Source organism: Paenibacillus sp. GYB003, assembly GCF_036577625.1.
In the GTDB taxonomy this organism is placed as follows: Bacteria; Bacillota; Bacilli; order Paenibacillales; family NBRC-103111; genus Paenibacillus_AB.
Map to the genome: position 1 here is coordinate 79,441 of NZ_JARBDC010000002.1, position 15,210 is coordinate 94,650.

Here is a 15,210-nt window from a genome sequence, read left to right on the forward strand (position 1 = left end):
CTCGATCGGTTGCGACATTTACTCCCGCTATGGTACGATTTTGGGCATATCGAGGTGATGCGAATGACGACTAGACGCGGACGTTTCGCTCCGACTCCGTCGGGCAGGCTACATATCGGCAACGCCCGCACCGCGCTGATCGCCTGGCTGCATACGCGCGCCGCAGGCGGACGGTTCGTGCTGCGCATGGAGGATATCGACAAGCCTCGTTCCCGGCCCGAGTTCGCGGAGCAAATCGTCGCCGATTTGCGCTGGCTCGGGCTCGATTGGGACGAGGGACCGGACGTCGGCGGCCCGCATGGCCCGTACGAGCAAAGCAAGCGGGAGAGCCTGTACGAGCAAACGCTGCAGCGGCTCGAGCAAAGCGGGCTGCTGTATCCGTGTTACTGCAGCCGGGCCGAGCTGGCGGCGATCGCCAGCGCCCCGCACGGACTCGACGCCGAAGGCCCGGCTTACCCGGGCACGTGCCGGCGCCTCGCTCCCGCGGAGCGCGCCGCCCGCGCGGCCGTCAAAACGCCGTCGCTCCGGTTCGCGATGCCGGATCGGGCGATCGCGTTCGACGATATGGCGGCGGGACGGCAAAACGCCCCGGCGGGCACCGGGGGCGATTTTGTCGTGAAGCGCGCCGACGGCATATACGGCTACCAGCTGGCGGTCGTGGCGGACGATGCGGCGATGGGGATTACCGACGTCGTGCGCGGGGCCGACCTGCTCGATTCGACGCCCCGGCAAATCGCGCTGTACGAAGCGCTCGGGTTGCCGGTCCCGCGATTCGGCCACGTGCCGCTGCTTCTCGGGCCGGACGGCCGGCGGCTCGCCAAAAGGGACGACGCGATCATGGTCGCGTCGATGCGCGCGGCAGGCGTGCAGCCGGAAAAAGTCGTCGGCTGGCTCGCCTATTGGAGCGGTCTGATCGCGCAGCCGGAGCCGGTATCGGCATGGGAGCTCGTCCCCGGCTTCGACATCGCCAAAGTGCCCCCGGAACCGGTTGCCGTTACGGACCGGGCGCTCCGGGAGCTCGCTCCTTGAGGCGCCCGCATGGATGGCGGCCCGAGTGCCTGCCGGAGGATCGCTTCGCTTATTCGCCGCCGGCCGCTTGACAATCGGCAGCGTAAGCCGCCGCGTCCGAATCAAGCGCCTTCCTGCGAGCCGGCATACCCGGGCAGTCCGCCGGCGAACGAGCTTCGAACCGTCCCGTACGAGGCCCGTTCCCTCCGGCCGCGTTCGTCGAATTGCGGGAGCTGCTCCCGGGCGACGTCCGTGCGGACGAGTCCGAAACGGATTTCGTTTCCCCACAGCGGGCGGGAAAACGTGACGACATCGACGGCTTGTCCGAGCGGCAGCTTTTCGCGGGCGATCGCGAACCCGACGTCGCGCAGCCGAACGTCCGACGGACGCTCTTCCCCGTGCTTGGCGTACGAGGTGACGCCGTGAAGCTGAAGCTTGCCGGCGGCGTCCAGCTTCCAGCGAAACGTTTCCAGCTCCAGCAGCGTCCGGTACGAATATTCGATCCAACCGGCGCCGTCCGCCAAAAATACGACCGCCGCGTCTTCGACGGCATCCGCATCTTCCGTCCCCATCCCCGTTCCCGTTCCCGCGCCTCGCGCCGCGCTTGCGGACCATAATCCGACCAACGTTTCCATACGACCTCCCGTTTGTTCGCGGCCCGTCCGGCAGACGCATTAAAGCGTTTCCAAACCGGCGGCAGACGATTTTTCGATCCGCTTCGTATCGGTGTTTTACGTATTAGTCTACACGTTCCGGGGGGCGATGTCACCATATTTTCCCACGGAGAGCAAAAAAAGACCGTTATTCGAAAAAATAACGGCCGAATCCGGTAAAACGATACGTCGGCAGCCTTACGTGACGATCGGCAGCAACTGCAGCGGCCGTTCCAGCTTCGGATATCCGCCGTGCCGGTCCCTCATCTCGGGAGGAAGGTGCCATACGGCATGGTACGCCGTCATTCCCGCGCGGTCCGCCCCGTTCAATTCGTCCGAGCCGCCGTCGCCGACGAAGACGCTCGCTTCCGCCGTTACGCCGAGACGGTCGCAAGCCAGCTTGTAGATGGCCGGATCGGGCTTGGCCAAGCCGACCTCGTAGGAAAAGACGACGTCGTCGAAAAAGGCGGGGAGCCCGCTGTCGGCCCAGCCGCGCACCTCCTCTTCGGTGCAATTGCTGATCAGGCCGAGCTTCAGCCCATTGGTTTTCAGCCGCCGCAGCAGCTCGAGCAGCTCCGGATCGACGCCGCGAAAGGCCGCCTTTTTCTCGTTCACCCGTTCCTCGTACATTTGCCGCAAGACGTCGTCCGGCACGGCGACGTTTTGTCCGTCCAGCAAATCTTTCATCGCCGCAAAATAATCCGCGAATTCGCCCGTCATGCGCCGCCGGCTGCGCGCCCCCCATTCCCGCCGGTACACGTCGTGCGCCAAACCGAGCCGCGCCGCGTCGACGCGATTCGCGCGCTCCACTTTGCGGACGCCTCCCTCGTATTCGGATATGAGCGTTTCGAACAAATCGAAAAAGACCGCCTGTTTGTCGGACACGGAACACCTCCTGAATATGACAATTCCATTATGCCAAACGGCGGAGGGCGGGAGCAACAGGTAGTTATCGCGATCAGACGCACGAATCGGTCAGGACGACGCCTCGCGGCAGCAGCGCGGATACGCGCGCCCGCAAATCCGGCCGCTCGTGAAGCCGCTCGTCCAGCAGTACGACCGCACCGCTGTCTTCGCGGCTGCGGATCAGCCGTCCCATTCCCTGCCGGAGACGAAGGAGCATAAACGGCAGCTCGACGTCGTCGTACGGGGATGCGGCGTCCTGCCGTTTGGCCATCATGACCGGGTCGTGCGGAGGAAACGGCAGCGACCAGACGATGACGTTGGACAACGACGGACCGGGAACGTCAAGCCCTTCCCACAAGTTGACCGCGGCGAGCACGCTGCGTTCCTCGCGCTGAAAACGTTCGATCAAATGGCTGATTTCGCCGTCGCCCTCGAACCGGAATTCGATGTCCGCCACTTCGGGATACCGGACGATGTCCCGCTTGAACTGGCGCAGCTGCGTCTCGTCCGGGAACAGGAGCAAGGCCCTTCCGCCCGACCGCTGCAGCCACCGGGCGGCGATGTCCGTTTTGGACGACCGTGCGTCGTCCTCCGACGGCTTCGGCGCGACCACCTTCATTTGCCGTTCGTAATCGTACGGGGACTCGACGGCGAAAGACAAGTAATCGTCGATGCCGAGGCTGTCGGCCATAAACCGGAACGAGCCGTCCACCGAAAACGTCGCCGACGAAAAGACGTACGGCTTTTTCGCGGAAAACACCCGCTCCCGCATGACGTCCTTGACCGTTCTCGGCATAATCGCGAGCAGCGGCTCGCCGTTCCCGGGGTCGCGCTCGGTCCAGCTGATGAGCGTCTTTTCGCCGTCAAACAGGGCGAGCGCTTTTTGCATCATATCCAAATGCTCTTCGACGATGCGCAGATGATAGTCGTTCAGCGTATACAGTCCGCTTTCGAGCGCCAGCTCCTCTTCGATCGAGGCGAGCATCGACCGGAACCGGCGAATTTCCGCATGCAGCTCCTCGCCCTGCTCGACGCTCATCCGGTCCGAGCCCGGTATCGGCCGGCTCAAGCGGTTCAGCGCCGCGAACAGCGACTCGCTCTGCGCGATCGCCTCTTCGATCCGCACGGCGAGCGATTCGCGAATCGCGCCGTTCAGCAACCGGGTGATCTGTTCCTCGAACGCCGAATGCTTCAGCTTGTAGGCGAGCGCCTTTTGGGCGGCGAATTCGAGCAGATGCCCTTCGTCGAACACGACCGCGCCATGGTCGGGAAGAAGCGGCAACTGGCCTTCCCGTTTCCGCGATTCGTACGTCCAGACGTGTTCCATATAAAAGTCGTGCGAGCAGACGATCAAGTCGGCCGCCCTCCGGTAAGCGTCGCGCGACAGCGTCATGCCGCAGCGGTGTCTCTTGTCGCAAACGAAGCAGTCGCGGAACCGGTCCCAGTTCATTTTGCTCCACTGCTCGTCCGTCAGCTGCGGGTACTGCTTCCGGTCGCCGTACGCGTGAAACGACTGCAGCGCCTCGCGGGTACGGACGAACGCCGGCAGCTCCCGGTAAATGCGCTCGTACCGTTCCGCATCGCCGTCCGCGAACCGGGCTTCGTCGAGCTTGAGCAAGCATACGTATTGGTCGGGCGATTTGCCGAGCCGCGCATCCACGTCGAGGTTCAAGCAGCGGGACAGCTTGGCGATATCCCCTTCCGGCTTGACGAGCTGCTCGATCAGCGATTCGTTGGCGCAGGCGATAACGACCGGCTTGCCCGTATATCGGGCGTAGCAGATCGAATAGAGCAAGTAGACGAGCGTTTTCCCCGTGCCGACTCCCGCTTCCGCGAAAATGGGACGTTTCTCCTGAAACGCCTTTTCCACCTGAAACGCCATATAAATTTGCTCGTCGCGCACCTCGAAGCCGTGCTCCGGCAAATGCTCGTAGAACACGTCGGCGATCCATGCGCCGGCCTGCTTCATGAAGGGCTGCGACGGATCGTATTCGAACGGAACTTTTTTCACGGACTAAGACGTCCTCCTTCGCGTTTCGATCAACTTGAACAGTCTACTACGAAAACGGCCGCGCTTCCAGACTTGATATTTTTACCATTTTGTGGTATAATCAAACAAGAAAGAACGCGGACCTTATGGTTCGCGTTTCTGTCGTTTTTAAACCGGGGAGAAGCGAAACCCCGCACCAGGGCGCCGGTACGTCCGTACGGCGGGAACGAGGGCTCCCGCCCGACAACGGTCGATTCCCGCTCTTCCCGCTCGTTCGATTCCAGTTGGCCCGGCAGGAGTAGAAGATACGAAAGACAAGAGCCGGACGCGCGCGTCGACTCTTGTCTTTTCTTGTCGGCCCCCGTCAAGGGGCGATCCGAATTTGCAAACCGGCGGCTTCGGCCGCTTCCGCGATCGGACTCGGCGGCTCCCGGTCGGTGACGACGACGTGCGCTTCGCTCAAGGCGGCGAACGAATGCAGGTACCGTTCGCCGAACTTGCTCGCGTCGGCGACGATCGCGACCCGGGCGGCGCGCTTGATCGCATGCCGCTTCAGCTCGGCTTCGAACGAATTGGAATTGCTGAAGCCGTGCTCGGCCGTAATGCCGGTCGCCCCGAGAAAAATATGGTCGAACGCCATCGAGCCGAGCGTGGCGACCGCGATCGGACCGATCATCGAGCCGGTTTTTTCGAGCAGCGTTCCGCCGGCGACGATCGTATGGACGCCTTTGTCCAGCAGAACGGCCGCCACGTTGAGCGCGTTCGTGACGACGGTGACGGAGCTGTCCGGGGCGAGATGCTTCGCCACCTGCAGCGTCGTCGTGCCGCCGTCGATGAAGACGGCCTCGTTCGGTCCGACGAGGGCGGCGGCGGCCTTGCCGATGCGCGCCTTTTCGTCCGTATGGACGGTGTCGCGTTCCTTGAGCGATACGTCGAGCGTGACCGGTATCGCCCCTCCGAACGTGCGGCGGACGAGGCCGAGCGCCTCCAGCTTCTCGAGATCGCGGCGAATCGTCATGTCCGTAACCGCGTAACGCTCTTTCAGCTCGCTTATTTTCACTTCGCCGTCGCGCTGAATTTCGCTCCAAATGTCGTTTTGCCTTTCGTTCAAATTAAGGCGCATTCCCGTCTGCTCACTCCGTAGGCCGATCCGCGCTCCCCACGGATCTTCGTTTTCGTTTCGCCCTCTATTATAGCGAATTCGTCCGCGACTTGTCATACGGGCCGATCCACATCCCGCCGTCCCCGGATCGGGTCCAGCCGGACAGCGGCACGGCCGGCGTGCGCCTGCCCCAGCCCGCATCGATCCGCCGAAGCGTATCCGTCCAGGAGCGAACGCCGCTCGTCGCATCGAGCGCTTCCACGCTGCACGCGCCGACGCCGACGGCCGCGGTCATCGTTCGCTCGAGCGGCAAGCCGTGCAGCAGTCCGCATAAAAAGCCGGCGATCGTCGAATCGCCCGCCCCGGTCGTACCGACGGCTTCCGTCGCGAAGCAAGGCGCGAGCAGCTCCCGGGCCGTCCAGTCGTCCGTCTCGCCCGGCGCGCAAGCCCCGGACGCCCGCATCCGTTCGCGATTCGCCGTCGTGCGGACGTACAGTCCTTCCTCGCCGATTTTGATGCCGACGACGGCCGCGCCCATCTCGAGCAGCCGTCCGGACAGCTCCGCCAGCCGTTCGCCGCTCGGCCCTTCGCCTGCGGCCTTGTCGCCGCCGCCCGCGTCGAGCATGAACAAGGTTTCCTCCCAGCTGGGCAAAAACAGATCGACGTGCGGCAGGGCGTTCCGCAGCACGCCGCGCCAATCGACCTTGCCCGCGGGCGAGTCCGGATCGGGGCGCGACATGTCGAGCGATACGGTCAGCCCTTTCGCCTTCGCCTTGGCCAGCAGCTTCGCCAGCTCGCTCCCGCCGTTCTCGTACATTCGCTTCATCAGCGGCGGATAGCCGAAATGAAACAGCTTCGCTCCGCCGAGCGAGTCCGACGCGACGTCGTCCGCCGCAAACGTATCGTTCGTGCCCGGACAATGGAGGAAAACGCGGTCCGCCCCCCGCGGGCTGAGGACGACGCTGTACGAGCTTTGCTCGCCGCGGCCGACGATCATGCCGTCCGCAACGTCCGGTCCGTGCATTCGAAGCGCTTCCACGATGATCCGGCCGAGCGGATCGTCGCCGACTTTGCCCATCAATTTCACCGCGACGCCGAGCCGGTGCAGCGCCAGGCCCGAGTTGGCCACGGTTCCTCCCGTCGCCAGCACCATGCCGCCGACGTTGACGAGCGCCCCGGGCACTCCGAGCGATGACAGCTTGACCGCGCCCATGTCGGGAATCATATCGAGACAAATATGTCCGGCGACGATGACGTCCGCCTGCCGTTCCGTCCGAGCGGCCCGTTCGGGACGCTCAGACGCCTTTGCCTTGCGCGGCCGCTTCAAGCGAATCCCCCCCGCCGACCGGCACCGTCCGTCCGGTGCGGTCCGATTCGAGCGCCGCCGTAAACAGCCGGTGGCTGTCCGCCGCTTCCTCCGGCGTGGCGCAATAGAGCGGCTGGCGCATCGCGCCGCGGCTCGTCAGCTCGTCGCAAAACGCCGCCCACATTTGCAGGATCGAATCCGAGAAGCCGAATTCGAAAATCGGTCCCGTAATCGCGTCGTACGCCGATTCGTACGGAACGTCGAGCGCATGCCAAGCCTGCTCGCCGCCCGGCCGGTACGGCATCGACAGCAGCTGCTTCGGATTTTTCGTGGAATATTCGGCCGACAGCTCGGTGCCGACGATGCGGATAAACCATGTATTGGCATGGCCCGGCGCGATCCGCTTCATCGACAGTACCATCGGGAACCGCTGCTCCGGCTGCACGACGTCGCATGCCAGTATCGCGTTGTCCCACGTCTCGCACGGCGCCGTTCCGCCCTTGCCGTCCGGCCGCTCGGAAACCGTCTTTTGCAGCAGCGCCCGCACGCTGTTCGGCCGCCAGCCGAAACGGAGCGGCAAGTGGAGCACATGCATGCCCAAATCGCCCATGCACCCGTATTCGCCGTTCGTCGCGATGCGCCGCTTCCAGTTGATCGGCTTGAGCGGATCGAGATCGCTGCTGTGCCAAAAGCCGGCCTCGACTTCGATAATGCGGCCGAACCGGCCTTCCCGCACCCAGCGGCCGATCCGGTAGGCGCCCGGGAAAAACGGAAATTCCGACGAGCAGCGGACGAGCACGTCGGGCCGTTCCGCCATCGTGGCCATGATGCGGTCGTTCGCCTCCATGTCGATGCCGAACGGCTTTTCCCCGAGCAGATGCTTCCCGGCGCGAATGATGTCCGCGTACAGGTCGGCGTGCAAATGATGCGGCACGGCGCAGTAGACGGCGTCGATAGCCGGATCGGCCAGCAGCTCGCGGTAATCGGTCGTCGTCCTGACGACGGAAGGCACGCGCCGCGCGAACCATTCGGTCGCCGCCGGATTGGCGTCGCACACCGCGGTGATCCGCGGCTCGAAGTCGACGTCGGCCAAATGGCACCACCGCGCGGCGGCGCTAGCGAACTCTTTGCCCATGAGGCCGCACCCGATAACGCCGAATCGGATCGTCTTCTTCGTCATGACGGTCACGCTCCTTCGAGCAGCGCGAGCGCTTCCCGGTCGGTCGCGCCGTCGTGGACGATCGCCATGAACGCCCGCGTCATCCGGTCCGGGCGCGCGTGCTGAATGACGTTCCGCCCGTACACGATGCCGGATGCGCCTTGCTCCATCAGCCGGAATGTGCGCGACAGGATGACGTCGTCCGGCGCCCGCCCGCCGCCGCGCGGCAGAACCGGCTTTCCGGAAGCGGCCTCGACGACTTTATGGTATTCGTCCAAATCGTCGCACGGATCGGCTTTGATAATGTCCGCGCCGAGCTCGACCGCCTGGCGGACGAGCGGCACGATTTTCGCGATATCGCCGTCGACCATATAGCCGCCGTGCGTATCGTTCGGCTGCATGACGAGCGGTTCGACCATAAGCGGCATGCCGTACCGTTCGCATTCGGGCTTCAGCCGGCATACGTTTTTCACGCATTCGTGGTACAGCTCCGGCTGATTCGGAAGCAGCAGCAAATTGACGACGACGCACGCCGCGTCGAGCGCGACCGCCTGCTCGACCGGACGGTCGACGAGCTGGCTGAACAGATGGCTCGGCAGCGTCCTGCCGTACACGTTCGCCACGTCGGTACGAAGGACGAGCGACGGCTTGCGTTTGCCCGGCATGCTTTGCAGCAGGCCGGCCTGCCCCGGACTGAGCTGGATCGCGTCCGGGCCCGCGGCGACGATCGTTTCGATCGCCTTCTTCATGTTTTCGATGCCGCTCAAAAACGACAGCTCGTTGAAAAAGCCGTGGTCGATCGCCACGTCGAAGCATTTGCCGTCTTCGCCGAACAGACGGTTCATTCTGGGCATAATGGACATAAGAAACCTCCCGCTATCGCTGCGTCGATACGATGAATGTTCGTTTATAACATTTATTATGTTACATTCAAACATGCCATTTGTCTATACGAATACGTTAAAAAAACTACGGCGGCCCAATGGGCGAACAAAGCCGGAATCGGCGGGGCGTCATCATGATTCATGCCGGAATATAAGTCTATGAGCTTGTTGCATTTCCGAAATAGTTGCGAATGGTGCTGCTAACGTTCGGACGGTGCTTTGGCGCGCAAACAGATCCGCTTGAAGGGGACCGAACGGGGACCAGGCTCCAACGGCCGGTGAAGTCGCGTTGTCTTGATTCGATCATATTGCCGAAATGCGCCTTCAAGCGCGGCCTTAAACGTTTCGCCTTCCCGCGTTCCCTTTGAGCTCTTGCGGGCTGATTTCGATTCCGTTCGCTTCTTCCGTTTTTCGGATATACGGCTAACGAACCGGGCGATCGTTATCGGAGCCGAAGGAGGCGGTTTGAAATTGGAACGAACTTTAATACCGTTATTAGCCGCGAATCGGATCGTTTTTTTCCCTTTTCGGCTCGAAAACGATATTCGGATTCGTTAGCCTTGAAAAACGATCGTTTTTCCCCCGATAAGCATGGTCAGGTTCGTTGGCCGTCAATCCGGATCCGCCCTGTTGCGGATACCATGTACGATGTGCCTCGCTTCCGCAGAGAAACGAAAGAAAGTGAGGTCCCCTGCATCGGACCACTGGGAACGGACGCGGCACCGTCTCCGGTACGGAAAAACGTACTTTGCTTTGGTGCTTTATCAGAACAGACGACCCATTTCGGCGCAAACCGAACCTTTTTGCACGCCGAAACGGCGGCGGCACGGGAAACGAGATGGAAATGTTCAAAAAAAAACCGGCGTTGTTGGAACCGCCGGTTTCGTTCGTTTTCCCCGTATCGTTACCGCGCTGCCGAAGACGCCGCTTCAATGCGCACCGTACATGTCCCTTCGGCCATCGGCGCCTTCGCCTTCAGCTTCAGCCTGTAAATCGAATCGCCCCAAACCGGGACCATCTTCGAATCCGTTATCGGCACGCGCTCCACGTCCGCCTGCAATCGATTGCCGTCGTAGCGCAGCGTCAGCTTCTCGCCGCGCTCGTTTTCGAGCGCGACGACGCCTTCCCGCTCCGGCTCGGGCTTCTGCAGCGTCAACAGGTTGAATACGATCTCCCTGCTTGCGGCCGCCAGCCGGAACGAATCGATTACCTCCGCCGCGGCTTCCCCGCCGACGGGCCGCAGCAGGCGGACGGTGCGCCGCCAGTGGGCGATTCCGGCTTCGGCCGGGTACGCCGTCGCCAAATTCATCGACACCGCCGCCTCCGCGTCGGTCGACTCGTACTCCGCCTCCGTCGCCCGGTACGACTCCCCGGCCCGCTGCTGCATGCCGCAGACGGTCGGAACGCTGTGATAGTCGGACTGCATCGTCCATATTTCGTACCGCCGCGAGCTGAACGTTTTGCTCGTATAGCTTTCCACGCCGGCGTCGATCAGAAACGGCCGGCCGTTGTAATAGACGATGAAATGGCCGACGTCGTTATGGTTGTGGCTTTCGCCGTTATGTCCGCCTTTCGCCGCCACGTACAGCCCGGCCGCGCTTCCCGCCCTCTCGCGGGCGACGAACACCTGCGTATCCGCCAGCCAGACGTCCCGCTCGTACGGCGCGTCGGCCGGCTCCGCCAGCAGCGCCTCGCTGTCGAACAGCTCGGCCAGTACGCGCATCGGCGAGGCCATCGAATCGCGGGTCACTCCGTTCCGCCGAAACGAATAGGCGCCCAGCCGGACCATGCGCTCGTCCCCGATCCGTTTCCCGTACCGGTACACCAAATCGGCGGCAATGGCGAGCCGCGCGTTGCCGTCCGCGAAATTGACGAAATAGTTGCCGTCGATATGCGCCCGGTATATGTATTTGCCGATTTCCCGCACAAGCGGTCGATCGTAAAAGTTCAGTTTGCCGTCCGACGCCAAGTATAGCAGCTCCAAGCAGTCGAACAGCGAAGCGCCCGCTCGCCCCCAGTAGCCCGGCCCTTCGTCGCAGCAGCCGTCCGGTGGGCAGGCGCGCACGAAGAAGTCGAGGCTTTCCGCCGCTTTGGCGACCGCGCGCCCGCGGACGGCCTCGTCTTCCTCGACGAGCAGAAAGGCGGCCAGGCAGTTGGAATGGATCCACGGATTCCAATTGTTCACCTTTTTGCTACCGTACCCCATCCACCAAAAATCGTCGCGTTCCAAATACGGTTCGAACATGCGGCGCCGCAGCTCGTGGCGGACCCGCTTGACGAGCATATCGCTTTGCTCGCGCAGCGGTTCGTTCATCGCGTAGACGATCCATGCCAGCAGGCCGCCGGTTTCCGCGGCGAACAGATCGATGACGTGCTCCGTCACGTCCGGCAGCGCGGAGCCGGCGTTTCGCTTCGATAAGTGCATATGGGCCGGGATGACCCAATACGACTCTTCGCACAAGCACCAAATTCCGTTGACGATCTGGTCCGTAAACCGGCCCTCGCCTTCGATGCACTCCCCGACGACCAGCTCCAGCAGCGCCCTCCGTCGCCGGAAATACAGCTCCTCGTAGCGGGAACGGTTGCCGTTTCGGGCGAAGTCCATATAACGGACGGCCGGAAGCGCCGGCCACGCGCAGTCGAGCCTTTCCTCGGCCCAGCCGATCCATTTGGCGGCGATGTCCGCCGGCAGCGAACGCCAGGCGTCGCGATCCGCGAAAACCGGAAACGGCTTGAAGCGATCTCGCGGGAGCAGCAGCCCGGAGGCGTTTTGCGGATGAATCATTGGACTGAACAACGATCGTCATCTCCTTTATCGGCATAGCATGCCGTGTATTCGCAAAGCGAATGCGAGAATGGGTGCGGATCGTAGGCTGTTCAAGGAAGAAACCGCATGGAAATCGAACGGCTGGTTTGCGATCGGGCGTCAAGCGTCGGCGGCTTGCCGCCGCCACGCTTCGAAGCTGTCCGCCAGCCTGCGTCTTTCGTCCTCCGTTCCTTTCGAGGACATGAAAACGATATCGGCGGCATCGCCGGCCGGCTCGGCCGATCCCGAGCGTTCGGCCCGCTTCGGATCCAGCAGCCGGATCAGCTGATTGACCGTCCCGGCGTTGCCGTCCGTTAAAACGATGTGACGCGGCACGACTTGCCGAATCGCATCGCGAAAAAAAACGAAATGCGTGCAGCCGAGCACGATCGCGCCGTAACGCTCCAGCTCGAACGGCGCGAACTGCTCGCGCAAGTAGGCGATCACCTCCGGACCGTCCAGCATTCCCCGCTCGGCGAACGCGACGAGACCCGGCAGGCCGAGCGTGTCGACCTGGCCCGGCGATTCCAGCCGGCCGAGCAGCGTCTGAAATTTATGCTCCTTGAGCGTAAGCGGCGTCGCCGTGACGAGCACGCGCCTTCCCGATTCGCGCACCGACTCGAGCGCCGGCTTGACGGCCGGCTCCATGCCGATGATCGGGAACGAATACCGGCTGCGCAAATCGTCGACGGCCGCGCTCGTCGCCGTGTTGCAGGCGATGACGATCGCCTTCACTTCATGGTTGCGCAAAATGTCGTCGATGCAAGCCGTGACGAAGCCGTACACTTCTTCTTTGCTATGTACGCCGTAAGGCACGTTGAGCGTATCGGCATAGTAGACGTACGATTCGGCGGGGAGCCTGCGGCACGCTTCCTGCAGCACCGTCAGTCCCCCGACGCCCGAATCGAAAAAGACGATTTTCATACCCGTTCCTCGCTTTAGTCTAGGTGTCGACCGGTTATCCGTCGCCGCGGCCGCGTCTCGGCAGCGAGCCTCCGTCCGGCATCAAGTCGGCGCCGAGCGTCGGCTCGAACGCTTCCGGCCGCCACGACCTCCGACCGTTCCGCTTCGGACGGTCCTGCTTGATCTGGACCGTCTGCGCGTACGCCAAGCTTTCCAGCAGCGACTTGCCCGCTCCGGGATTCGGAGCTTGCCCCGCGGCGTCGCCATCGCGGCGTTCCGCGTCCGGCCGGCCCGGATTCGTCGCCGCGGCGCGCCGCAGGTCGCGAACGCGCGTCTCCAGAAGCTTCATTTCGGCGCTCCAGTCGCGATCCGCCTGCCGGTCTCTCGACAACGCGCGTTCCATGGCGATCCGTTTAATCGATTCGTTCAAGCTTGTCACCGCCCGGTCGTTCGTATTGCCGCCCGCCGGACGATTCGCATCGTGCCGCCGGCAACTCGGCTGTTTTCTCCTTCGTCTGAAGCCGTCAAGTTGATTCTATCATAGCACGAATCGCGCGTCCGTGTTCCCCCATTTTCGGCGGAAGCGACCCGCGTCCGGCATTTTCCCCTACCAGAGTCCAGATATCGGTCCCGCCACGGGTCCGTTTTGGTCCGCGCCGCTCCCCGATACAATGAATGTAACAAAGTTCGCAGAGGTGTGAAGGAGCAATGAAAGAAAAGAAAAAGCTGTATATCGTTTTGACCGACACGGGGACCTGGTTTACCAGGATGATCAAAGCGTATACGAAAGAGCCGTACAACCATGCGTCGCTCGCGTTCGACGAAGAGCTGAGCGACGTGTACAGCTTCGGCAGAAAATGCGAGTCCAACCCGTTTCGCGGCGGCTTCGTCAAAGAAAACATGCTGGGCCCGCTCTTTATCGACGAACGTCGCGGGACGACGTGCGCCGTGTACGAATGCGAGGTCGGCAAGGCGGCGTACGAACGGATCCGCCAAACGGTCGCCGACATGGGGCGGAACGAAACCGACTATAAATACAACGCCATCGGCTTGCTCGGCGTCGCGCTTCGAATCAAAATCAACCGCCGCAACGCCTATTTTTGCTCGCAGTTCGTGACGGCGATGTTCCAGGCGGGCGGCGTATCGCTCACCGCCAAATGCCCGGAGTTCACGACGCCGGGCGACTTGGGGAGATCCGCTCGCGCGAAGCTCGTTTATTCGGGCTATTTGCGGGATTATGAGCCGCTGCGAAGCCGGATCGCAGCAAGCCGCGACGAGCTCCGGCTTGCGACGGTATAACGCGCCGCCATCGATGCGGCGCGGTGCGCGTCACGTTCTCGGCTTGGCCCGGTTCGTCGGCGCAGCGGTCAGCGGATCGTCGGGCCAATAATGTTTCGGATAGCGTCCCTTCAAATCTTTTTTCACTTCGAAATACGTATGGCGCCAAAAGCTGGCCAAATCGCGCGTTACTTGCACGGGCCTCATCGCCGGCGACAGCAAATGCATCGTGATCGGCACGCGCCCGTTGCAGGCGAGCGGCGTCCGCGTCATGCCGAACAGCTCCTGCAGCTTGACGGCAAGCGACGGAGCGGCCGGATCGCCGTAATCGACCGGAATGCGCGAGCCGCTCGGAACGACGATGTGCGAGGGCGCCTCCTCGTCCAGTCTGCGCTTCTGCTCCCACGTCAGCAGCGAGTCGAGAGCGGACGCGAGCGGCAGCTTCTGCAGATCGCCGCGGCTCCGCATCCCTTGGACGAACGGGAGCAGCCACCGTTCCATCGACGCCGAAAGCGCCTCGTCGGACAAGTCCGGCCATTCCGGCTCCGCTTCCGGCTCGTGCATGCGCATGAACAGGACGCGCTTCTGCAGCCGCCGGGCGGCGTCCGTCCACGGCAGCATGCCGATTCCGGCGGAGCGGACGCCGGCGAGCAGCGCGCGGGAGATCGCGCTCGCATCCGGCTTCGGCTCGGGCACGTCGCCGAGCACGATCGCGCCGAGCCGCTTTCTCCTGCGGGCGCGCACGGCCCCCGCCGCATCGTCCCACTCCACGACCGACCGCTCTTCGATCGTCTCCGCCATCGCCGTCTCGAGCTCCTTCAGCCGGACCGGCGCCGCCAGCTTGATCCGGCTGTCCGTGCCGGCGTCGTCGAGCTCGGCGGCGACCAAATACGCCGCTTCGGATATCGTCTGCGGCTGGGAGAAGGCCGCGCCCCGGCCGCCGCTGAGCAAATACCGGCCGTCCTCCCGCCTTTGGGCGATCCGGTCCGGAAACGCCATAGCGAGCAGCAGCCCGCACGAATCGCTGTCGACCGCGCCCCCGCCTTCGATGCCGAGCAGCCGGCGGATGCGATCGGCTTCGGCCCATATGCGCGCCGCCGCAGCGCGATCCGCCCGCTCGTCGTCCGCCGCGCGCCCGCTGCCGCCGCGACCGGGCCGCATTCGGCCGACCGCATCCAGCCGCGGGCGCAAATCGGCGGCGTGCGGGCCGGAGGC

13 protein-coding genes are annotated in these 15,210 nt (G+C 63.3%); 2 read left to right on the forward strand and 11 right to left on the reverse strand.

All coding sequences use genetic code 11. The features are described 5' to 3' along the window. The first annotated feature begins 57 nt into the window (after positions 1–57). Positions 58–1,029, forward strand: a complete 972-nt coding sequence (gluQRS, locus tag PV407_RS02505) for a tRNA glutamyl-Q(34) synthetase GluQRS (RefSeq protein WP_332088287.1) — start codon at positions 58–60, stop codon at positions 1,027–1,029. Between the two features lie 101 nt (positions 1,030–1,130). On the opposite strand, the gene PV407_RS02510 is transcribed toward gluQRS, so the two are convergent. The 10 genes from PV407_RS02510 to PV407_RS02555 all read right to left on the reverse strand — a co-directional run bounded on the left by PV407_RS02510 (position 1,131) and on the right by PV407_RS02555 (position 13,147). Beyond that, complete coding sequence (locus tag PV407_RS02510) at positions 1,131–1,643, reverse strand: hypothetical protein (RefSeq protein WP_332088288.1); 513 nt, start codon at positions 1,641–1,643, stop codon at positions 1,131–1,133. 216 nt (positions 1,644–1,859) lie between these two features. Then, the gene (locus PV407_RS02515) at positions 1,860–2,546 is read right to left on the reverse strand and encodes an HAD family hydrolase (RefSeq protein ID WP_332088289.1); all 687 of its coding nucleotides are present in this window, start codon (positions 2,544–2,546) and stop codon (positions 1,860–1,862) included. A 73-nt stretch (positions 2,547–2,619) separates the two neighbouring features. After that, positions 2,620–4,578, reverse strand: coding sequence for an ATP-dependent DNA helicase (locus tag PV407_RS02520; RefSeq protein WP_332088290.1), 1,959 nt, complete (start codon positions 4,576–4,578; stop codon positions 2,620–2,622). Positions 4,579–4,921: 343 nt separating this feature from the next. Beyond that, entirely contained in the window at positions 4,922–5,668 is a 747-nt protein-coding gene (locus tag PV407_RS02525; protein WP_332088291.1) for a DeoR/GlpR family DNA-binding transcription regulator, read from the reverse strand. 79 nt (positions 5,669–5,747) lie between these two features. Next, on the reverse strand, positions 5,748–6,986 hold the full coding sequence (locus PV407_RS02530) for a carbohydrate kinase family protein (protein ID WP_332088292.1): 1,239 nt from the start codon (positions 6,984–6,986) through the stop codon (positions 5,748–5,750). Continuing rightward, complete coding sequence (locus PV407_RS02535) at positions 6,955–8,145, reverse strand: Gfo/Idh/MocA family protein (RefSeq protein WP_332088293.1); 1,191 nt, start codon at positions 8,143–8,145, stop codon at positions 6,955–6,957. The genes PV407_RS02530 and PV407_RS02535 overlap by 32 nt, the downstream gene beginning before the upstream one ends. Before the next feature lie 5 nt (positions 8,146–8,150). Further along, entirely contained in the window at positions 8,151–8,987 is an 837-nt protein-coding gene (locus PV407_RS02540) for a class I fructose-bisphosphate aldolase (protein ID WP_332088294.1), read from the reverse strand. Between the two features lie 925 nt (positions 8,988–9,912). Then, the gene (locus PV407_RS02545; protein WP_332088295.1) at positions 9,913–11,805 is read right to left on the reverse strand and encodes a heparinase II/III domain-containing protein; all 1,893 of its coding nucleotides are present in this window, start codon (positions 11,803–11,805) and stop codon (positions 9,913–9,915) included. Between the two features lie 129 nt (positions 11,806–11,934). Further along, the gene (murI, locus tag PV407_RS02550; RefSeq protein WP_332088296.1) at positions 11,935–12,738 is read right to left on the reverse strand and encodes a glutamate racemase; all 804 of its coding nucleotides are present in this window, start codon (positions 12,736–12,738) and stop codon (positions 11,935–11,937) included. A 34-nt stretch (positions 12,739–12,772) separates the two neighbouring features. Next, complete coding sequence (locus tag PV407_RS02555; RefSeq protein WP_332088297.1) at positions 12,773–13,147, reverse strand: hypothetical protein; 375 nt, start codon at positions 13,145–13,147, stop codon at positions 12,773–12,775. A gap of 278 nt (positions 13,148–13,425) precedes the next feature. Between PV407_RS02555 and PV407_RS02560 the strand changes: the two genes are divergently transcribed. Continuing rightward, the gene (locus PV407_RS02560) at positions 13,426–14,016 is read left to right on the forward strand and encodes a hypothetical protein (RefSeq protein WP_332088298.1); all 591 of its coding nucleotides are present in this window, start codon (positions 13,426–13,428) and stop codon (positions 14,014–14,016) included. 30 nt (positions 14,017–14,046) lie between these two features. Here the strand turns inward: PV407_RS02560 and PV407_RS02565 are convergent. Then, a partial coding sequence (locus PV407_RS02565; RefSeq protein WP_332088299.1) for an ATP-dependent helicase C-terminal domain-containing protein occupies positions 14,047–15,210 on the reverse strand: 1,164 nt, incomplete at its 5' end.

Excerpts from the sequence above, each read along its gene's own strand:
- gluQRS (WP_332088287.1), top strand. The coding sequence starts at position 58 with ATGCGAATGACGACTAGACGCGGACGTTTCGCTCCGACTCCGTCGGGC.
- PV407_RS02510 (WP_332088288.1), bottom strand. The coding sequence starts at position 1,643 with ATGGAAACGTTGGTCGGATTATGGTCCGCAAGCGCGGCGCGAGGCGCG.
- PV407_RS02535 (WP_332088293.1), bottom strand. The coding sequence starts at position 8,145 with ATGACGAAGAAGACGATCCGATTCGGCGTTATCGGGTGCGGCCTCATG.
- PV407_RS02540 (WP_332088294.1), bottom strand. The coding sequence starts at position 8,987 with ATGTCCATTATGCCCAGAATGAACCGTCTGTTCGGCGAAGACGGCAAA.
- murI (WP_332088296.1), bottom strand. The coding sequence starts at position 12,738 with ATGAAAATCGTCTTTTTCGATTCGGGCGTCGGGGGACTGACGGTGCTG.
- PV407_RS02560 (WP_332088298.1), top strand. The coding sequence starts at position 13,426 with ATGAAAGAAAAGAAAAAGCTGTATATCGTTTTGACCGACACGGGGACC.